We start from the raw sequence: 20,173 nt of genomic DNA, 5'->3' as shown, positions 1-20,173 counted from the left end.
AAGGTCTTTTTTATTACTGTTTATCTCTAAATCTATTTAGTAACTCTCGCTTAAAGGCTTCCTGTGCTCTATAATACTTGCCAACTGTTTTAATTGGCAGAGCAGATTTTAATTTATAGTAGTACTTTTTCTCTAAGTTTAAATCCCTTTGGCGAAAATCGAATTCGCTGGTAATTAAACTTTGAACTTGCGCATCACTTAAGTTGTCAATTTCATCAACCTTTCTAAAAGAAATCATTTTTTGAAAACGTTCTTTTCTAAGCGAATTTTGCTCCGCTTGCATATCATTGTAAATTGGCCAAAAAACCTTTGCTTCATCAGCAGATAAATCTAACTTTTTAGTAAAAAAGGCAATCTTCAGCGATTCTATTTCTTCTCCTTTTGGTCTTTGCGCCAACAATATTGATGGTAACATTAACATAAAGGCGACAAAAAATAAATTCTTCATTTTAGTATTCATATTATAATTCCTGAGCTAAATCTGTTGATGAATAATTACTCAGTATGTAGTTTTCCATTTCTGTATCTGAGGCAGAAACATTTGTTTTAATTGATTTATTTTGTGCTTCAACATGCTCAATAATTGTACTTTCATCAATATCATAAAGCATCAAATCATTTGTCATTTCGGCAGATTGAAGCTGATTTGCACTAGTAGCAATGCTTTGGTTATTTTGATAAAAATACACTCCAAAAGATGCCATTAATACAAAACATGCCGCACTTGCATATTTAATAAAATCTCTTTTCCACAACGGAATAACCTTTGCTTCTTTTGGTTTTGTCTCTTCAGCAGCTATTTTAACGTTTATACGATTTTGAAGCGTTTCAAAGTAATTTTCCGGAACAGCAAAACACTTAATTGGTAAATTAATCTCTTCCAGCGCAATTCTGGTCTCAATAATTTCGGTTAATTCCTCAAAGTAATTTACCGGAACTTCAAATGCATTATTACTGGTGTTTTGTTTTAAACCATCTAAAAAAAGTTGGTTCCAAGCGTCTTGTCCACAATTATCGAAATATCCATTCGGAACTAAAAAAGGATTACGCTTAACCATCTTGGCAAGTGTTGGTGCATCCTCAATCCAGTCGTTATTTTCTAAATTCTCATTCATCACTGTTATATGATATAATAAATGTGAAAAGGTTTAATAGTCAATCTCATCATTTGTAATAAAAGCTTCAATTTTTTTTGCAGCGATGTGAAATGATGCCTTTAAAGCACCTACTGATGTTCCGAGCACTTCAGAAATTTCTTCATATTTCATATCATCAAAGTATTTCATATTGAAGATTATTCTCTGTTTCTCTGGAAGTGTAAGAATGGCCTTTTGCAATTTCAATTCTAATTTATCACCATTGAAATAAGATGAAGCCACTAAATTATCTGCAAGTTCTGAAGAAACTTCATCTAAAGGTGTGTTGTTTTTTTGCTTCTGTTTGTTTAGGAATGTAATGGATTCATTTGTCGCAATGCGGTAAATCCAGGTGTAAAGCTGAGAGTCGCTTCTAAATTTATCGAGGTTTTTCCAAACCTTTACAAAAACTTCCTGTATTAAATCATCACAATCATCGTGGTTTAAAACCAGGCGACGAATGTGCCAGTAAATTTTTTGCTGATATTTTTTTAATAACAAGTTAAAAGCTTCATTTCGAGTGCGCTCAACGGCAAACATGGCAAGAATTTCCGAATCTTCAACTTGTTTCATTAATGGGATTTTGAAAGTAAGCTTTTATCAAACTAAATCTTAATTTTTAGAAAATTTACGTGTACTGTTCTTCCATTACAACAGTCCTGCTTTTCATTACAAGCCGCTCCCGAGAAAATCGGAATTGCGGGCTTTCCACTTCAATCAGGTTTGTGTACAAAGGGTTGGTTTTCAAAATTTCCTCCCCCTGCATCCTTCAAAGGGGGATGCCCCTCAAAGATTTAAAAATCCTCATGCATATTCACCGTAATCAGCTTTATATACAAAGGGTTGTTCAAATTAATGCGCCAAATCAGTAGTTTATGCAAGAACCTTGTTTCTAAACCCGACAGCAGCGGCAGCTCCCGATTCTTCATCGGGACTATAGCGAATGGCGGGACTACAATTGCGAAGTACTTCTGTACGTTCCTTTTCAAAAAATAAACGCCCAAAAATATTATTTATTGGGCGCTTAATATTTGCTTTTTATTTTTTTCTGCCGATTACTTTTTGAGCAGCTTCTACAATATTAACTGCATCTAAACCGTATTTCGACATTAATTGGTCTGGTGTACCACTTTCGCCAAAAGTATCATTAGTTGCAACAAATTCTTGAGGAGTTGGCAATTCTGTTGTTAACAAACGGGCAACGCTTTCGCCTAAACCACCAAATTTATTATGCTCTTCGCAGGTGACTACACAACCAGTTTTCTTAGCCGATTTTAAGATGGCATCATCATCCAAAGGTTTAATGGTGTGGATGTTTATAATTTCAGCATCGATACCCAGCTCTGCTAATTTCTCGCCAGCTTCAATCGCTTTCCAAACCATGTGGCCGGTTGCTATAATGGTTACATCGGTACCTTCATTAACCATCCATGCTTTACCAATTTCAAATTTTTGGTCAGGATCTGTAAAAACAGGAATCACCGGGCGACCGAAACGTAAGTAAACCGGACCTTCGTATTCAGCAATGGCAATTGTTGCCGCTTTGGTTTGGTTGTAATCGCAAGGATTAATAACCACCATGCCTGGTAACATTTTCATTAAACCGATATCTTCTAAAATCTGGTGTGTTGCACCATCCTCACCTAAAGTTAAACCAGCGTGAGATGCACAGATTTTTACGTTTTTATTTGAGTAAGCAACCGATTGGCGAATCTGATCGTAAACACGACCTGTAGAAAAGTTAGCAAATGTACCTGTAAATGGAATTTTGCCACCAATTGTCATACCTGCGGCAATGCCAATCATATTTGCTTCTGCAATACCAACTTGTGTAAAACGCTCCGGAAAATCTTTAATAAAAGCATCCATTTTTAAAGAGCCAACTAAATCGGCACACAATGCAACTACATTCTCGTTTTTCTTTCCGGCTTCATGTAAGCCAGCTCCGAAACCTGAACGAGTATCTTTTTTTTCTGTATATGTGTATTTTTTCACAATCTTAATTTTTTGTTTGTCGTTTTCCGTTTTTCGTTTTAAGCTTTTGCCTTTCGGCTCTAAACTTTTAACTCCGAACTTTCAACTCTAATAATCCCCTAAAGTTTCTGGTAATTGCGCTAATGCTGCGGCTAATTGCTCATCATTTGGTGCGGTACCATGCCATTTGTGCGTACCCATCATATAATCTACACCAGCACCCATTTGTGTGCTCATCAAATTTAAAATAGGTTTGCCTTTTCCGGTTAACGTTTTTGCATAATGTAAACCTTCCACAATAGCTTTCATATCGTTCCCATCTGTATTGATTACATGCCATCCAAAAGCTTCAAATTTTGCTTGTAAATCATCTAAAGCCAAAACTTTGCTTGTAGGGCCATCGATTTGCTGTCCGTTGTAATCAACAGATGCGATTAAATGATCAACTTTATTGAAAGGGGCAAACATTGCTGCTTCCCAGTTTTGTCCTTCTTGTAATTCTCCATCACCTAACAAAGCGAAAACAAGTGATTTATCGCCATTTAATTTCTTAGCCAATGCTGCACCAATGGCAACAGATAAACCTTGACCTAGCGAGCCAGATGCAATACGTATTCCAGGTAAGTGTTCGTGAGTTGTCGGGTGACCTTGTAATCTTGAATCCAGCTTACGGAAAGTAGCCAATTCGCTTTTATCAAAATAACCCGCGTGAGCTAATGTACTATACCAAACCGGAGAAATATGACCGTTAGATAAGAAGAATAAATCTTCTCCATCACCTTTCATTGTAAAATCCGTTTTATGGTTTAGCACTTCAAAATATAAAGCTGTAAAAAAATCTGTACATCCAAGCGAAGCACCCGGGTGGCCAGATTGACATCCGTGAACCATTCTTACGATATCTCTTCTGATTTGAGAGGCAATATCTTCTAGCTCTTTTATTGTATGTTTCATTAAAATATGAGGTTATTGTTACATAGCAAAGTTAATATTTTACTTGCCATATCATAATTAGTTATTGATTAAATCTAGTACTTGCTGAGTAGCATTTTTGGTATCTACTTTTTTAATAATATGAGAGATTTTTCCAGCGGAATCGATAATAAAAGTAGTCCGAACGGTACCCATGTATTTTTTGCCATACATGTTTTTTTCTGCCCAAACGCCGTAATCATTCACGATCTTCTGGTCGGTATCGGCAAGAAGTGTAAAGGGTAAGCTGTGTTTTGTAATAAATTTTTGGTGAGATTTTTCATCATCAACACTTACACCTAATACAACAATATCTTTTGCTAGTAAACCTTGGTAGTTATCTCTAAAATCGCAAGCTTCGGCTGTGCAACCGGGCGTATCATCCTTTGGATAAAAATACAAAACAACTGTTTTTCCTTTATAATCGCTTAAAGAAACTGATTCGCCTTTTTCATTTTTTGAAGTAATTGCCGGAGCAATATCGCCTTCTTTTAATTCTGCCATATAATTATATGAATGATTTTTGTTGGTTATGCAATTTAGTAATATAACAATGAATTGAGGATTAGGTTAGCTTAAATTGCAACTGCTACCTAAAAAATGACACAGAATAACGTTTGATGTTATTCTTCACATCATCAACAACTAATTCTAAAGTGTGCTTACCGGCGCTTGTTCGCTCATCAAAACTGTGCCACAAGGTTGCTGTTTTTGCATCAAATTCCATTAATACCCATTTGCCATCAATATAACCGTTAAAGCTTTTAATACCCGAAAGATTATCACTGATTTTGAATAAAATTTTTGAAAAACCAGCCATACTTTTTCCTTCAGAAATGTTTGTGGGAATAATGCGTGGTGCAATTGTATCAGCAGCAATGTAAAAACTACCAAAGTTTCTAGGGTTTGCCTTAACAAATCCGTTAACAAAACTTCCGCCTTGCGATGAGCCATTTGTATTTATGATTAATGCCTTCTCTCTTAGTTCTTCTGGTAAATTATCTGCTTTTATGGATAGCTCAAAACCTGTATGTAATGGCGTATATCGATTATGGATTTGATGAATGTTTGACCATGCATTTCCAGTAGTTTTAGGCGTTTTTTTGTAGATGAAATTTAAATCATTATATAAAGTTCCCATAGGAAAAATAACCTTTATTTCATCATTATTAAACTCATTTACTTTATTGTAGCTGAAATTAATCCCTGCAGGAATACTTGTTACTGTTGGGGCTGCAATACCCGCCTGAACAGAAAATGATAAGGATGATGCATTCCCTTTTGAATCTGTTATAATGTATTTCAATTGATGAATCCCGCCATCCGTAAAATTTATTTTTCCGCTATTTATTAAATTGCTGTAAATGCTTAATCGGTTTCCGGGTTCTACAAAACTCTTCTGAATACTTCGCTTTGTATTTAAATAAGTTGGATAATCAATATGCGAATTGATGGCTTTACTATCTTCAAATGAAAAACGCTCTAATGCAGAAGTATAAATCATTTTTCCATCGAGCTCCAATTGGATAGAATAAACGCCATTAAGACCTGATAAACCATTATGTCTGTCGGTTGTAACCACGCCAAAACCAATTTCTCCGGTTAAATTTACAGGCACAGCTTTGTATGAGCCACTACCTCCAGTTATCGCAATTGCTTGTTTTGGCGTATTCTCTGTAAATGGTTTACCGTTTAACTTGTAAGCATACAAACTATAAATTACCGGAGGGATATTATCCGGAATATCAATTCCAAAAAACTGAGGGTTAATGGTTTCTTCTGTTTTACTATCTCTAATCTCGAAATGCAAGTGCGGACCGCCCGAGCTGCCTCGGTTCCCAGACCAGGCAATCACTTCACCTTTACGAACCGGAATTTGAGTTTCACTTGGAAATTCATCTATCTCGAATGATTTCTTTTCGTATTCCAGGTTTTTTACAATCGCAGCAATTTTTGGTGCAAAACGTTGTACATGCCCATAAACGGATGTAAATCCATTTGGGTGAGTAATATAAAGCGCTTGTCCGAAACCACTATTTTGCACACGTAAACGCGAAACATAACCATCTGCTACTGCATAAACCGGATAACCCTCACGTTGATTGGTTCTAAAATCAATACCAGAATGAAAGTGATTGCCTCTTATCTCTCCAAAAGAACCAGCTAAAGCAGGTGGTGTAATATCCAAAGGCTGCCTAAAATAAGTAAGCGGATATTTATTGCTGCTAAAAATTTGTTGCGCAAATAATGTTTGTGTTGAAATTAAAAAGCTTAATAATAAGAGGGGAGATATAGATTTGGTATTTATGAATCGCATTTGTTTTATTTAACCTCAAAATTTAATAGTTGTTTTCCTTCCAGCCAAGCTTCTAGCTTATCACCTTTATCTACTTTACCAACTCCGGCAGGTGTACCCGTAAATATTAAATCGCCTTTTTTTAAAGTGATGTATTGTGAAACAAAGCTTATAATCTTCTCAAACGAAAACAACAAGTCTTTAGTGTTGCCTATTTGGCGTTGCGTTCCGTTTACTTTTAATTCGAAATTCAAATTATATAAGTCTTCAAAATCAGATTTTGGTTGAAAAATACTTACAGGTGCTGAATTATCGAAAGCTTTAGCGAGCTCCCACGGCAAACCTTTTTCTTTATGTTTACTTTGAATATCGCGGGCAGTAAAATCGATGCCTAAACCAATTTCATCGTAATAATTTGAAGCAAATTTTTCCGAAATATGTTTTCCTTCTTTACAAACTTTTAAAACTACTTCCAATTCATAGTGTACATCATCAGAAAAATCCGGATGGTAAAATGGCTTATTATCCTTTAGTAAGGCAGTATCTGGTTTTAAAAATATTACTGGCGTTGTTGGAACCGGATTGTTAAGTTCTTTTGCATGTTCTGCATAATTTCTGCCAATGGCTATGATTTTCATGTCGATTAATTTGAGGTATTGAAAACGAGATTTTTAGAAAACCTCCTGAATATCCCAAAAATAGAAAAGATATTGGGGTTATAAAACTGAGATTCGTTTTACCTGGTATTCTGAGCCTGCCAAAACACGTAAAAAGTAAATACCAGCATTTAATCTGCTAGGAATGGTGTAGCTTTTTGTTTGCTCGCCAGAATTTAAACGCTCGTTTGCTAATGTTACCACTTCGTTGCCCAATAAATCAATAATTTTAATGGTAACTTGAGTATCCTTATTTAAGGAAAGGATTATATTTAACTGATCTTGAACCGGATTTGGGTAAATTTTAACTATAGTTAATAATTTATCCTTCGAAGCACTAATTGCAGTTTTTGTATTTGTTCCCGAATAAGAGTTAAACATACCCGAGCCACCAATTTGTGTGTAAAGTGGTTTATATGGCTGTATGTTAGCTTTGATTTCTGGAATTTTACTTGATTTTTTTGCCTTCGACTTTAGGCTGAAATGTATGCTATCTGATTGTTGCCCCCAAGAATTTAATGCGCAAAACATTAGCATGCAAAATACGCATGTAATATTTATGAGAAGCATTATCTTTGGGTAGAGTTTCATCAAATTGTATAGCAAATGTATTAATTTAATACAAAGAAATTAAACATTTTATATAAACATATTATTTTAACACAATTTAACAATAAATTTTGTTTTTTTACGTATCAGGTTTTTTTAAGTTGAACAAAAACGTTTTAGATATGCTTAAATCGTTCATTTCATTCAGAATAAATAGCTTCTCTTCATAGTGTTGAAAATACACAATAAATTGGTTGTTAAATTGTTATAGTTAGTTTACTTTTGCCGCACTAAAATTATTAATGAAGTGTCAAATCATAAAAATGTAAATGCGCTAACAGCTGGCGGAGTTTTGATAAGTTTAGGTATCGTTTTCGGTGATATCGGTACTTCTCCTTTATATACGTTAAACGCTATTTTTACCACCATTTTGGGTGGTAAGCAAAACATTAATCCAACAAATGTTCTAGGCGTACTGTCTTGCATCATCTGGACACTTACCTTACAAACCACCGTAAAATATGTTATTATAACTTTACGGGCTGATAATAAGGGCGAAGGTGGTATTTTTTCGCTTTTCTCTTTAGTAAGAAAAAAAGCCAAATGGTTAGTGTTGCCTGCTGTTGTGGGTGGCTGTGCGCTTTTAGCCGATGGTATTATTACGCCAAGTATTACCGTAACATCAGCAATAGAGGGCTTAACACGCAAGTTTGATATCCAGGTTATACCAATTGTATTGGTTATTCTAACCATTTTATTTATAATTCAACAATTTGGTACTAATCTAGTAGGCAAATTATTTGGTCCTGTTATGTTTATCTGGTTTGCCGTTTTAGGTATTTTGGGTGTAACATTTATAGTTAAAGATTTTTCTATACTAAGCGCTTTTAATCCATATTGGGCTATTCATTTGCTTATAACCAATAAATTAGCATTCCTAATTTTAGGTGGAGTTTTCTTGTGTACAACAGGGGCAGAAGCATTGTATTCAGACTTAGGTCATTGTGGGCGAAATAATATACGAATAAGTTGGATTTTTGTAAAAATTACCTTAATTCTTAATTACTTAGGTCAAGGTGTATGGATTTTACACAATAGTGCAACCTATGTTCCAGGTGCAAAAATGAATCCTTTTTTTATGATTGTGCCAGATCAGTTCCAGGTACCAATGGTAATATTGGCAACAATGGCGGCGGTAATTGCTAGTCAGGCTTTAATTAGCGGCTCGTTCACACTGATATCTGAGGCAGTTCGTTTAAACCTTTGGCCTAAAATTAAAATTATTTATCCATCGGTTTCTAAAGGTCAATTATATGTTCCATCTATAAATTGGATGCTTTGGATAGGTTGCTGTGGTATTGTACTGTTATTCAGAAAATCTGAAAGTATGGATGCTGCTTATGGTTTATCTATAACCATCGCCATGCTAATGACAACCATTTTGGTTAGTTTTTACTTACGAAGCAGACGTTTTCCACGCTATTTAATTGCCATTTTCTTTGCAACTTATGTAATTATTGAAGGCACTTTTCTAATTAGTAATTTAACTAAATTTTTGCATGGTGGTTGGGTAACCGTTTTAATCGGCTCTTTACTTTTTACTATTATGTGGAGTTGGTTTGTAGCAAGAAAAATTAAAAACCGCTTTGTTAAATACGTAGAAATTGAGGATTATTATCAGATTTTAAGCGAGCTGAGTAGCGATGAATCGGTCCCTAAATATTCATCGCAGCTGGTTTATTTAACAAGTGCAAACTTCAAAACCGAAATCGAATCGAAGATTATTTATTCTATTATTCAGAAAGAACCAAAACGTGCCGATGTTTATTGGTTGGTACACGTTGATGTAATGGATGAACCCTATACACTTGAATATAAAGTAGAATTCCTAATTCCCGGTAAGTTAATCCGTATCGATTTTAGATTAGGTTTTAGAATTGAGCAAAGAGTAAATTTGCTTTACCGAAAGGTAGTAGAAGAGCTTGTAAAAAATGGCGAAATCGATATTACAAGTCAATATACCTCGTTAAATAAACATAAAATAGCTGGCGATTTCCGCTTTGTGTTATTAGAAAAACACCTATCGAAATTTACAAAACTGAGTTTTTACGAGCGCACCATTATGGATTACTATTTCATTTTGAAAAAGCTAAGTTTATCAGAAGAGCGCAGTTTCGGCTTGGATAGCAGTTACGTGGATGTAGAAAAGGTACCGCTGATTTTCGTAACTCCAGACGATATCGAACTGCACAGATTGCCAGTTTAGTATGAGAAAATATCTTGTAATTATAGCAATTTGCCTTTTTCTTTTAGGACCAGTTGCGAAAATTTTAAATTGGAATCACGCTGATGTTTTCATGATAGCATCTTTCGCCGGGCTTGGTATTATTACCACAATGGCTTTCGTGAAGAAAAAATAATATGCGAATCAAAGTCTCTTAAATTAAGTTTTAAGAGACTTTTTTCATTGCTTTTAATTATGTTTCATTTCTTTCATTCCGACCGTAGTGCAGAAATCTTTAAGGATAATTTTAATAGATTTTGATATATTTTTTGAAGCGCAAGGAAACTGCTCATCGGTCAATTTGTTCCCGCCAATGCTGCAATCTTTTGGTTAAACTCTGTCATTCTGAGGAACGAAGAATCTGTATCATCGCTTGCAGATTCTTCGTTCCTCAGAATGACATATTATTCAAGGTTGCTACAAACCAAAAGTATTTCCGCGTATGTCGGGGCTAGAATCAAAGGTTGTTCCTAAAGCAACAAGCTAAATGCAAAAACTCATTGTACCGATTTTTATTTCACATTCCAACTTTGGAGAATTGTAAAGCGCTTTATGTAGATAAATCCTTAAAATTAGCTACAAAGATTTCTCGGCTGCGCTCGAAATGACGACTTTAATAGAGTTGGGCTAAAAATAGTTTACTCGATAAACGAACGAAGTCTATTAATAGTGAGCTTATACTTCGTAAGTTTTTGCCATAAAAAAAGCAGGTACAACAAAATGCTGTAACCTGCTCATCTAAATTAACGCTCTCAGCATCATATACGAAAACAAATTGTGGTTGGTTTTTTCGGGAAAACAATTTGCTAAACCCTCATTTAAAGCATTCCATTGATAGGAGTAGCTATTCATTTTGCGCATATTCTTAAGGAGGTATTAACTGCCATCATGTCTGTCCTCTACTTTAACCACAGTGTATTGGTTCAACATTGCCCTAGTACTAATAGACTATTTAATAAGTGTTTAGTAACCCTTTATTAACCCTTAGGGTTAACAATGGGTAATGAATGGGTTAACGAAGGGTAATGAAAGGGTTAACAAATCTGCACCAAAGGGTAAACAAAATCAGGGTCAAATGCTAAGCTTTCTTTCCTCAAGTCAAATGAGAAAATTACACTTGGATTCCCTTATAGAGTTATAGCAAAGATGCCTTAGTCATGAAATTTCAAAGGGTTAGGCAAAATCAGGATTAAATCAATTTTATTATTAACAATAAGCAATTAATTTATATAAATCTAGCGGTTGATGTTTCACCGACCGGAAATTAAAATCCAGGGTAACAACTCAATTGAAAATTAAAAAGAAAAACTGATTGTACTTTTCATGAAAGCAAATTTTTAAGCGTTTTCTTTGGCCAGTTTACTGTTTTTGAAACCGTAAGCAAAATAAACAATTAAACCTACAATTAGCCAGATTCCAAAGCCAATCCAGTTTGAGATACCTAATTCGCACATCATATAAAGGCAGCTGATTAGGCCTAAAACCGGAATTAGGGATAGATTTTTAGTAACACAGTAGTAACATATTATTACACAGATAATCAGGAAAATCCACATTGGTATTTTATGTTTAAATAAACTCCAGCCGCTTTCATATTTCTTCTCTATTGTAATTTTTGAAGCGGAGATAAATTGCTCATATCTATCAGCAGGTAAGCTGCTTAAATAGGATTCAGCATCTACTTTATCACTTAAAATAATTTGTGGCTTTGCATTGGTAATAATCTCCTGTTTAACAATTCTCAACTCATCTCCGGTTAGTGATGTTACAAAATTTACAGTTTGTACCGTTTTTGGCGAGTTTAAAAAGAAAGCTTTTGTTTCTTTGCCATATTGTGTGAATGCGAAAATTAAGCCTGCAATAAAGCCAACCGGAACAATATACTTACTGTTTACATACGGGATTTTGAATTTGCCCCGTTGCACATCTGGACGGTTTTGTAATACCAAAACACCAGCACAAACCAATACAAATGCAAATAAAGTACCGATTGAACAAAGGTCGGTTACGATGGTTAAATTCATAAACAGCGATGGTACAGCAACAACGAAACCTACAACAATGGTTGCGAAAGATGGTGTTTTGTATTTCGGGTGAATTTTAGAAAATGATTTTGGTAGCAAGCCATCTCGACTCATGCTCATCCAAATACGTGGTTGCCCCATTTGAAAAACCAAAAGCACACTAGCCATTGCAAAAACAGCACTTACAGCAATAATACCGCTCATTAATTTCAAATCAATCTGGTCGAAAACGAATGCTAAGGGGTCGCCTACGGCTAATGTATCTGATTTAACAATACCGGTTAAAACCAAGGCGATTGCAACGTATAAAATGGTACAGATGATAATTGCCCACATCATTCCACGCGGTAAATCGCGTTGCGGGTTTTTACATTCTTCTGCCGTTGTTGAAATGGCATCAAAGCCGATATAGGCGAAAAATACTGCCGATACACCTTTTAAAACACCACTAACGCCATTTGGCGCAAATGGATTCCAGTTCCTTGTATCAACATAAAAAATACCGACCGCTAATACCAAAAGAATTACAGCAAGTTTAACCACAACCATCGCATTACTTGCATTTCTGCTTTCCTTCATGCCGCGGTAAATTAACCAGGTAATCAAAATAATAATACCAAGTGCAGGAAGATCGGCAACGATATGAAAGCCACCGATTTGTGGTGCGGTTAACCAGGCATTATTGGCCAAAGCTGTGGCCGTATCTAAATCAGCAAGATTTTTTCCGGCAGCCAATAAAGCTTCGGCTTGTTTATGGCCGTTATAAGCACTCAGGTAATCCATAGTCATCCAATCGGGAACATGAATGCCTTCAATGCCAAGGGCGGGTATTTTTATGGTGGAGAGTAATCCGGTAAAGTAATCAGACCAGGAAATGGCAACTGTAATATTTCCGATGGAATATTCCATAATCAGCGACCATCCAATTATCCAGGCTACTAATTCGCCAAATGCAACATAAGAATAGGTGTAAGCACTACCAGAAACCGGAACCATTGAAGCAAATTCTGCATAAGCAAAGGCCGCAAAACTACAGGCAACAGCTGTAAAAATAAATAAGAAAATTACCGCCGGACCACCATCTGCACTCGCTTTTCCAATGGTGCTGAATATACCTGCACCAATAATTGCCGCAATACCAAAAGCAGTTAAATCGCGAACACCGAGGGTTTTATGTAAGGAACTATCATGGTCGCCATAGCCTTTTGCTGCATCTTGTAATATCTTGGAAATAGATTTCTTCCTGAATAGCTTTTCGAACATTTGTTTTGGTTGTTGTATTCCTCAAACTTAAAAAAATATCAGTTAAAAACGTTTAAAGCAAGGTATAAATTTAATAATGTTGATTTTTGTCAGGGCACAGAGCGTATTTTTTCGGATATCGTGTAATTAGTGAAGAAATATTTGACGTATTGGTTTCTCCTTCAGATTATGGTAATTAGCGTAGAACTTTCTTAGCCAATACATCCATGCACTTACCTGCACGTTAGTTGTAATTAGAAATAAAAAAGCCGCAACATTAATGCTGCGGCTTAATCTTCTTTGTATGCTTCAAAACCATTTCAACTTCTCAACGTTCCAACTTTTCAACGTTCGAACTTTCCAATATTATCCCAATTTTTCCAGTTCTTCTTTTACAAAGGCGGCTAGTTCTTTAACATATTCTGCACTGAAATCAAATTTAATTCCTGCAGTTTCGTAAATCTCATTCATTGGTTTTGTATAGCCTAAAGCAAGTGCATCTAAATATTGTTCTAATGCTTTCTCAGGATTTTCTTTATAGTTTTTCCAAACAGCAATGGCGCCTAACTGTGCAATTGCATATTCGATGTAGTAAAAAGGAACTTCGAATAAATGCAGTTGTTTTTGCCATACGTTTCCAAACTGTTGTTCTAATTCGGTCCAATCTGCAAAACCTGCTCCAAAGCGGTTGTAAATTTGTTTAAAGGTTTCTTCTCTGTCGGCTGCCGTATGTTCTGGATTTGTATAAATCCAATGCTGAAATTGGTCGATAACGGCAACCCAAGGCAGCGTTTTTAAAACATCGGCCAATTGTTCTTTTTTAGCACGATTTAAATCTTCCGGATTATCGAAATAAACATCCCAGTTATCCATAGAAATTAATTCCATACTCATTGATGCCAATTCGGCAACTTCCGAAGGGCAATGTTTAAAATCGTTTAATTCTAAATCAGCCGTTAGGAAAGTATGTATTGCGTGTCCGCCTTCGTGTACCATTGTGGTTAGATCGCGAAGCGAATTAGCAGAATTCATGAAGATAAATGGTGCACCGGTTTCAGCCAATGGATAATTATAGCCACCCGGAGCCTTACCTTTTCTGCTTTCAACATCAAAAAGATTATTAGCTTTCATCGTTGCTAGTTTGCTGCCAAGCTTTTCATCGATGGCATTAAAGCAAGCAATGCTTTTATCAATTAGTTCATCACCATTGTTAAATGGTTTAAGGGCAGGTTTACCGCTAACACTAACTTCTAAATCCCAAGGTTTTAAAGTATCTAAAGCTAATGCTTCACGTCTTTTTTCTGATTGTTCTTTTAAAATTGGCACAATTTCCTTTTCAATTGCATTTGCAAAATCATAGCAATCTTGTGGGGTGTAATCAAAGCGACCTAAAGCCTGAAACATATAATCACGGTAGTTTTCGAAACCAGCATTTAATGCAACCTGATTACGCAATTTAATCAGCTCGTCAAACAAGATGTTTAAATCATCTTTATCAACTAACCTACGTTGCTGAATGGTTTTCCAGGCATGTTCACGAACTTCGCGATTTAAATCTTTAACAAATATTGATGCCTGCTCAAGTGTATATTCCTGGCCATTAATTTCAACACTCATTGAGCCAGTAATGCCTTGATATTTCTGCTGTTTTACCTGTAATTCGGTAAAAAGCTCAATATTTTCATCTCGATAAAGTTCTAAAGCCTTTTTAATCGCTCTGCTGTAAACAAAATATTTTTCCTTGTCTAAGTCATCCATATAAGGACTATCGCTGAATTTTTTATTCAATTCATTAGATAATGGGGAAATTTTTGGTTCTATTTCTGTAGCGAAATACTGGAAGTTTTTAACCAATTCTTCGTTCGCGGTATCGCAACTCATTTTAATATATCGCCAGGCAAAATCTTCTTCTAAAGCAGCTTCAATTTCCGATCTGTCTTTTAACCAGGTTTCCAATTCGGCAGCACTATTAATTTCACGCTGTTGTAATTCAGTAAAAATTGGTTCCAGGCTTTCCCAAGTGATTGTAAGTTCTTGAGGTATATATTTTCTAGGTTTTTTATTAATTATCATAGGTTGGATTAATTAGTGAATTATTGATTTAGAGAATGATAGAATTAGAGAATGCTGCAGAATCAGTCATTTAATCAATCATTCAAAAGTAAATCATTCATTTATTTATGTTTTATGTAAGCGTCTATTAAAAAGCATATTGCAAATACAACCGATGCATAACCATTTAAGGTTTGGAAAGCACGGTTTACCTTGCTGATGTCATTAGGTTTTACAAGTAGGTGCTGGTAAATTAACATCGAACAGAAAAAAATTATCCCAACGTAATAAACCCAGCTAAAGGCTGTAAAAAATACTGGCAAAATCACGCAAAAAGCAGAAAGTATATGCAGTAAAACTGATACGTTTAGTGCATTTTTTATGCCAAGAGCTGATGGAATTGAATGTAATTTTTCCGCTCTGTCGAAATCTTCATCCTGCAAGGCATAAATGATATCAAAACCACTTACCCAAAAAAGAACTGTTAAAGAATATAACACCGGAACAATGGCGAATTGTCCGGTTACGGCAACATATGCACCAATTGGCGCTAAGGCTAAACCCAAACCTAAAACCAAATGGCAAAGTGCAGTAAAACGTTTGGTGTAACTGTAAAATAATACAACAAATAATGCCACTGGCGATAAATACAAGCAAAGTGGGTTGATAAAATAGGTTGTAACTGCAAATAATACACAATTGGCAATTACAAAAATTAATGCTTCACGGGCAGAAACTTTCCCGGCAGGAATATCACGCATTTTTGTTCGCGGATTTTTAGCATCGATGTTCCTGTCCAGATAGCGATTAAAAGCCATTGCCGAGTTACGTGCAAAAACCATACATAGCAAAACTAAAATTAGCTTATACCACGAGAAGGGATTATCAGTAGTGGTAACACTCAGAAAGAAACCAATCATAGCGAATGGTAATGCAAAAACCGAGTGTGCAAATAATACAAGTGAAAAGTATTTTTTCATTAAGAACAGGGTTAGCTGTTTAAATTGGTTAACTGTTTAATTGATTATTGTTGAAATGGTTAATTGTTGAATTGCTCAATTGTTAAACTGCTGAATTGGTAAATTGTTTAATTGATTAATTGCTGAATTGATTATTGGTAAATTGTTCATATGGATATTCCCTAACTAATGAACCAATGACTAATGAACCATTGAACTAAAAGTTAAAACCTCTTATAATCAGTTGGTACAACAAAATCTTTATTTACTTCCGTGATGAAATTTAACACATCATCTTTACCATTCCCTTTTTCTGCAGAGGTAATAAATGTTGCCGGAATTTCTTCAAAGAACTCTCCTAGTTTTTTCTTAAAGGCTGCAACATTTTTTTGAGTAATCGTCATACCTTGCTTATCTGCCTTTGTAAAAATCAAAGAAAAGGGAATTTGTTTTTCGCCCAGCCAATAACAAAATTCAATATCAATTTGCTGTGGTTCAAGTCTGCTATCAATCAAAACAAAAACACATTGTAAACTTTCTCTTTTTGTGATGTAAGCACGAATAAATTTCTCCCACTTTTCTCTGCTCGTTTTAGAAACCTTTGCATAACCATAGCCTGGTAAATCTACTATGTACCAGTTTTCATTTATCAGGAAGTGATTTATAAGCTGAGTTTTTCCGGGGCGTTGCGATGTTTTCGCCAAGCCATGGTGATTAACCAACATATTTATTAGGGAAGATTTACCCACATTCGAACGACCAATAAAGGCATATTCCGGCAATAGCGGAGCAGGCAAGGCCGAAATCTGGGTGTTGCTGCAAATAAAGGTTGCGGTTTTAATAATCATATGGCAAAGGTAGGGTTTTGAGTCGGAAGTCCGAAGACCGAAGTCTATAGTCAAAAAGTATTAATCTGTTTGAAATGTAAAATTGAATTTTAGGTTAATCAACGCGTCTAAGACTTCCAACTCCCGACTTCCGACTCCCGACTTTTTCCCTATCTTTGCCACATATCATGAATCAGAATATAACTCCATACCACGCAGCAGATGCAACTAAAAAAGAGCAGGTTGCAACCATGTTTAATAACATTTCAGGCACTTACGATTTTTTAAATCATTTCCTATCGTTAGGTATTGATGTTTTATGGCGCAAAAAAGCAATTAAGGAATTGGTTTCTATCCAACCTAGAATTATGCTCGATGTAGCTACTGGGACAGGAGATTTTGCTTTTGAGGCGATTAAAAAACTTCGCCCTGAAAAAGTTATAGGTGTGGATATTTCTGAAGGCATGCTTGATGTTGCCAAAAAGAAAATTAATGAACGGAATTTAAATGACGTTTTTTCTGTTCAAGTGGGCGATTCGGAAGGTTTGCATTTTAATGATGATACTTTTGATGCAATTACATGTGCTTATGGCGTTCGCAATTTCGAAAATTTAGAGCAAGGCTTAACAGATATGTTTCGGGTTTTAAAACCAGGCGGAAAAATGGTAATTCTTGAGTTTTCAAAACCAAGAGTTTTTCCGGTTAAGCAGTTGTATAGTTTCTATTTTAAACAAGTTACCCCATTTTTTGGAAAATTATTTTCTAAAGATGCCAGAGCATATACTTATTTACCAGAATCTGTTGCTGCATTTCCGGATGGCGAGGATTTCACGAGATTGATGGAAAAGATTGGCTTTAAAAGTACCAAACAAAGAATTTTAACGTTTGGAATAAGTTCTATATATATTGGTAGTAAATGATAAGAAAAGTAAGCTTAATCATCCCCGTTTTAATGGTAACATTTACCGCTTTTGCCCAAAATTGGGGCGGAGGAGTAGATGATGAAGACTTACATTTTGGTTTCAGTTTCCAGTATATCTCCGCAGAATATAAAATTTTAAAAAAGGCTAACTGGCGTGATGTTTATTTAGATCCTTTGGATGGAAAGCAACTCACTATGCCAATGACAGCAATCTCCAGTCCGCCATCGGTTGGTTTCGGTTTAGGGTTTGTAATAAATAAAAGAATTTCTGAAAACTTCGATTTACGTTCTACGCCATCATTAATTTTTAGCGATAGGATAATTAGATACGAATACGAACCTGCTCCAACAATTGAGCAGCCTGTAGATAATTCGATAACACCGCCAGCTTTTCAAACACTTATTGAAAAAAAGGTTCAGGCAACAATGTTCGAGATTCCGTTATTGTTGAAAATAAAATCTAATCGTTTAAATAATTTTAGGGCATATTGGATTGGCGGTGCTAAATATTCAATGGATATTGCTTCTAAAAAGAAAACTTTTGATGAAGGTGAAATGCCTTTAAATAAATTGCTCAAAAATAGAAGGAATTACTTATCTTACGAAACTGGAATTGGTTTTGATTTATACTTTGAGTACTTCAAAATGTCGCCAGAGATAAAGGTTTCTTACTCCATAAATGATTTGCTTCAGCACGATAATACCGCTTTTGCAAACCCTTTGGATAAAACCAAGTTACGCCATTTTACATTCAGCTTGTTTTTTGAGTAGCTAGGCAATCCAAAAAAACTTACCTTTGTTGCCATAGTTTAGGTAATGTTTGTTGCATTGCTTATACAAGTTCATAAAGAAAAATGTCTAAAATAGCTTTAATTACAGGTGCAACTTCTGGCATTGGCAAGGCTTGTGCTCACATATTTGCTCAAAATGGCTACAACCTAATTTTGGTAGCTCGTCGTGAAGAACGTTTAACCAATGTTTCTCATCATCTGGAGAATAAATATGCAATTACCATTAAACAAATTGTTGCCGATGTTCGGGATAAAAATACAATTACGGATTTGTTGGAGGCCTTGCCAAATGAATGGAAACAGGTTAATGTTTTGGTAAATAATGCAGGCTTAAGTCAAGGTTTGGAGCCGATAGATAAGGGTAATACCGACGATTGGGATAATATGATTGATACCAATGTTAAGGGTTTATTGTACGTTACCAAAGTTGTTTCAAACTGGATGGTGCCAAATAAATCCGGACATATAGTTAACATCGGCTCAATCGCCGGACTAGAAGTTTATCCTAACGGAAATGTTTATTGCGCAAGTAAACATGCTGTTGATGCATTAACAAAAGCCATGCGAATCGATTTATTGCAACATGAAATTAAGGTAACTTCTATCAATCCTGGTGCTGTAGAAACAGAATTTTCTGTCGTTCGTTTTAAGGGAGATGAAGAACGAGCGAAAAAGGTTTATGAAAATTTTGAACCCTTAATTGCAGATGATATTGCAGATGCAATTTGGTACGTAGTAAGCAGACCGAAACATGTAAATATAAACGATATGTTAATTATGCCGAGTGCACAAGCAACCGGAACAATGATTAATAGGAAGTAGTTGTTTGGTTTTTTAGTGATGTAGTTGTTTACCAAACATGCAAATACTAAAAACAAAACACCCAAAAAACTAAAAAACGATGATACAGATTGATCAAGAAATAAAAAAGGCCATGTTGGCTAAAAACGATGCTCAACTTAGAGGTTTAAGAGCGATAAAAGCTGCTATACTTTTGGCTAAAACGGAAAAAGGCGCAACAGAAGAAATTACAGAAGAAATGGAATTAAAGATTCTTCAAAAGCTGATTAAACAACGTCGCGAATCGGCTGATATTTACAAGCAGCAAAATCGCGAAGATCTATTTAAAGTAGAAGAAGAGGAAATAGAAGTTATAAATCAATTCCTACCTAAGCAATTAGATAGAGCAGAAGTTGCCGCAATTATAGAAGATGTTGTCAAACAATCTGGTGCTACATCAGTTAAAGATATGGGCAAGGTTATGGGATTGGCAAACAAAGCTTTAGCAGGCAAGGCCGATGGTAAGTTAATTGCTGAAATAGTTAAAGAGAAGTTGAATTAGACTAAGAGGTGGAAGACGATATCTGAAAGACCAAAAGTGAAAATGAGATATAAAAAAGGTCATTTCGATGCTTTTTGGGTAGTTTTTGAACCGTTTTTAATTTTATTTCAGAAAAATGGCATATAAATGCCAAAATTTAATTTTACT

The 20,173-nt window shown here is 35.3% G+C and carries 18 protein-coding genes; 5 read left to right on the top strand and 13 right to left on the bottom strand.

What is annotated here, in order from left to right; all coding sequences use genetic code 11:
• Positions 1-13 precede the first annotated feature (13 nt).
• The 9 genes from QWY86_RS09005 to QWY86_RS08965 all read right to left on the bottom strand — a co-directional run bounded on the left by QWY86_RS09005 (position 14) and on the right by QWY86_RS08965 (position 7,565).
• Positions 14-448, bottom strand: a complete 435-nt coding sequence (locus tag QWY86_RS09005; RefSeq protein WP_290241078.1) for a hypothetical protein — start codon at positions 446-448, stop codon at positions 14-16.
• Between the two features lie 13 nt (positions 449-461).
• The gene (locus tag QWY86_RS09000; protein ID WP_290241077.1) at positions 462-1,115 is read right to left on the bottom strand and encodes a hypothetical protein; all 654 of its coding nucleotides are present in this window, start codon (positions 1,113-1,115) and stop codon (positions 462-464) included.
• 33 nt (positions 1,116-1,148) lie between these two features.
• Positions 1,149-1,709, bottom strand: a complete 561-nt coding sequence (locus QWY86_RS08995) for an RNA polymerase sigma factor (RefSeq protein WP_290241075.1) — start codon at positions 1,707-1,709, stop codon at positions 1,149-1,151.
• Between the two features lie 465 nt (positions 1,710-2,174).
• Positions 2,175-3,131, bottom strand: a complete 957-nt coding sequence (locus QWY86_RS08990) for a transketolase family protein (RefSeq protein WP_290241073.1) — start codon at positions 3,129-3,131, stop codon at positions 2,175-2,177.
• An 87-nt stretch (positions 3,132-3,218) separates the two neighbouring features.
• Positions 3,219-4,064, bottom strand: a complete 846-nt coding sequence (locus QWY86_RS08985) for a transketolase (RefSeq protein ID WP_290241071.1) — start codon at positions 4,062-4,064, stop codon at positions 3,219-3,221.
• Between the two features lie 57 nt (positions 4,065-4,121).
• Positions 4,122-4,586 carry a thioredoxin-dependent thiol peroxidase gene (gene bcp / locus QWY86_RS08980; RefSeq protein ID WP_290241069.1) on the bottom strand — a complete coding sequence of 155 codons (465 nt, stop codon included), beginning with the start codon at positions 4,584-4,586 and terminating at the stop codon, positions 4,122-4,124.
• Between the two features lie 85 nt (positions 4,587-4,671).
• Positions 4,672-6,399: a M23 family metallopeptidase gene (locus QWY86_RS08975; RefSeq protein ID WP_290241066.1), complete on the bottom strand. Its 1,728-nt coding sequence runs from the start codon at positions 6,397-6,399 to the stop codon at positions 4,672-4,674.
• Between the two features lie 5 nt (positions 6,400-6,404).
• Positions 6,405-7,016 (bottom strand): fumarylacetoacetate hydrolase family protein, encoded by a 612-nt coding sequence (locus QWY86_RS08970; protein ID WP_290241064.1) that lies wholly within the window; start codon positions 7,014-7,016, stop codon positions 6,405-6,407.
• Between the two features lie 78 nt (positions 7,017-7,094).
• The gene (locus QWY86_RS08965; protein WP_290241062.1) at positions 7,095-7,565 is read right to left on the bottom strand and encodes a T9SS type A sorting domain-containing protein; all 471 of its coding nucleotides are present in this window, start codon (positions 7,563-7,565) and stop codon (positions 7,095-7,097) included.
• 325 nt (positions 7,566-7,890) lie between these two features.
• On the opposite strand from QWY86_RS08965, the gene QWY86_RS08960 reads away from it, so the two are divergent.
• The gene (locus tag QWY86_RS08960) at positions 7,891-9,849 is read left to right on the top strand and encodes a KUP/HAK/KT family potassium transporter (protein ID WP_290241060.1); all 1,959 of its coding nucleotides are present in this window, start codon (positions 7,891-7,893) and stop codon (positions 9,847-9,849) included.
• A 1,355-nt stretch (positions 9,850-11,204) separates the two neighbouring features.
• On the opposite strand, the gene QWY86_RS08955 is transcribed toward QWY86_RS08960, so the two are convergent.
• The 4 genes from QWY86_RS08955 to yihA all read right to left on the bottom strand — a co-directional run bounded on the left by QWY86_RS08955 (position 11,205) and on the right by yihA (position 16,992).
• Positions 11,205-13,154, bottom strand: coding sequence for an amino acid permease (locus QWY86_RS08955; protein WP_290241057.1), 1,950 nt, complete (start codon positions 13,152-13,154; stop codon positions 11,205-11,207).
• Between the two features lie 345 nt (positions 13,155-13,499).
• On the bottom strand, positions 13,500-15,206 hold the full coding sequence (locus QWY86_RS08950) for a M3 family oligoendopeptidase (RefSeq protein WP_290241055.1): 1,707 nt from the start codon (positions 15,204-15,206) through the stop codon (positions 13,500-13,502).
• Positions 15,207-15,307: 101 nt separating this feature from the next.
• Positions 15,308-16,165 (bottom strand): UbiA-like polyprenyltransferase, encoded by an 858-nt coding sequence (locus QWY86_RS08945; RefSeq protein ID WP_290241053.1) that lies wholly within the window; start codon positions 16,163-16,165, stop codon positions 15,308-15,310.
• Positions 16,166-16,368: 203 nt separating this feature from the next.
• Positions 16,369-16,992: a ribosome biogenesis GTP-binding protein YihA/YsxC gene (gene yihA, locus QWY86_RS08940; protein WP_290241051.1), complete on the bottom strand. Its 624-nt coding sequence runs from the start codon at positions 16,990-16,992 to the stop codon at positions 16,369-16,371.
• A gap of 167 nt (positions 16,993-17,159) precedes the next feature.
• Between yihA and ubiE the strand changes: the two genes are divergently transcribed.
• The 4 genes from ubiE (at position 17,160) to QWY86_RS08920 (ending at position 20,026) form a co-directional block, all read left to right on the top strand.
• Complete coding sequence (gene ubiE / locus QWY86_RS08935) at positions 17,160-17,891, top strand: bifunctional demethylmenaquinone methyltransferase/2-methoxy-6-polyprenyl-1,4-benzoquinol methylase UbiE (protein ID WP_290241049.1); 732 nt, start codon at positions 17,160-17,162, stop codon at positions 17,889-17,891.
• On the top strand, positions 17,888-18,664 hold the full coding sequence (porT, locus tag QWY86_RS08930) for a type IX secretion/gliding motility protein PorT/SprT (protein WP_290241047.1): 777 nt from the start codon (positions 17,888-17,890) through the stop codon (positions 18,662-18,664). Before ubiE ends, porT begins: the two co-directional genes overlap by 4 nt.
• An 83-nt stretch (positions 18,665-18,747) precedes the next feature.
• Entirely contained in the window at positions 18,748-19,506 is a 759-nt protein-coding gene (locus tag QWY86_RS08925; protein WP_290241045.1) for an SDR family NAD(P)-dependent oxidoreductase, read from the top strand.
• Positions 19,507-19,585: 79 nt separating this feature from the next.
• Complete coding sequence (locus tag QWY86_RS08920; protein ID WP_290241043.1) at positions 19,586-20,026, top strand: GatB/YqeY domain-containing protein; 441 nt, start codon at positions 19,586-19,588, stop codon at positions 20,024-20,026.
• The last annotated feature ends 147 nt before the right edge of the window (positions 20,027-20,173 follow it).

Source organism: Pedobacter aquatilis (assembly GCF_030409415.1).
Classification (GTDB): Bacteria; Bacteroidota; Bacteroidia; order Sphingobacteriales; family Sphingobacteriaceae; genus Pedobacter; species Pedobacter aquatilis.
Note: the sequence above shows the minus strand (reverse complement) of the source record. Positions and strands in the feature narration are given on the sequence as shown.

Coding starts and splice junctions, on each gene's coding strand:
- QWY86_RS09005 (WP_290241078.1), bottom strand. CDS start 448: ATGAAGAATTTATTTTTTGTCGCCTTTATGTTAATGTTACCATCAATA.
- QWY86_RS09000 (WP_290241077.1), bottom strand. CDS start 1,115: ATGAATGAGAATTTAGAAAATAACGACTGGATTGAGGATGCACCAACA.
- QWY86_RS08995 (WP_290241075.1), bottom strand. CDS start 1,709: ATGAAACAAGTTGAAGATTCGGAAATTCTTGCCATGTTTGCCGTTGAG.
- QWY86_RS08985 (WP_290241071.1), bottom strand. CDS start 4,064: ATGAAACATACAATAAAAGAGCTAGAAGATATTGCCTCTCAAATCAGA.
- bcp (WP_290241069.1), bottom strand. CDS start 4,586: ATGGCAGAATTAAAAGAAGGCGATATTGCTCCGGCAATTACTTCAAAA.
- QWY86_RS08975 (WP_290241066.1), bottom strand. CDS start 6,399: ATGCGATTCATAAATACCAAATCTATATCTCCCCTCTTATTATTAAGC.
- QWY86_RS08970 (WP_290241064.1), bottom strand. CDS start 7,016: ATGAAAATCATAGCCATTGGCAGAAATTATGCAGAACATGCAAAAGAA.
- QWY86_RS08965 (WP_290241062.1), bottom strand. CDS start 7,565: ATGTTTTGCGCATTAAATTCTTGGGGGCAACAATCAGATAGCATACAT.
- QWY86_RS08955 (WP_290241057.1), bottom strand. CDS start 13,154: ATGTTCGAAAAGCTATTCAGGAAGAAATCTATTTCCAAGATATTACAA.
- QWY86_RS08950 (WP_290241055.1), bottom strand. CDS start 15,206: ATGATAATTAATAAAAAACCTAGAAAATATATACCTCAAGAACTTACA.
- QWY86_RS08945 (WP_290241053.1), bottom strand. CDS start 16,165: ATGAAAAAATACTTTTCACTTGTATTATTTGCACACTCGGTTTTTGCA.
- yihA (WP_290241051.1), bottom strand. CDS start 16,992: ATGATTATTAAAACCGCAACCTTTATTTGCAGCAACACCCAGATTTCG.
- ubiE (WP_290241049.1), top strand. CDS start 17,160: ATGAATCAGAATATAACTCCATACCACGCAGCAGATGCAACTAAAAAA.
- porT (WP_290241047.1), top strand. CDS start 17,888: ATGATAAGAAAAGTAAGCTTAATCATCCCCGTTTTAATGGTAACATTT.
- QWY86_RS08925 (WP_290241045.1), top strand. CDS start 18,748: ATGTCTAAAATAGCTTTAATTACAGGTGCAACTTCTGGCATTGGCAAG.
- QWY86_RS08920 (WP_290241043.1), top strand. CDS start 19,586: ATGATACAGATTGATCAAGAAATAAAAAAGGCCATGTTGGCTAAAAAC.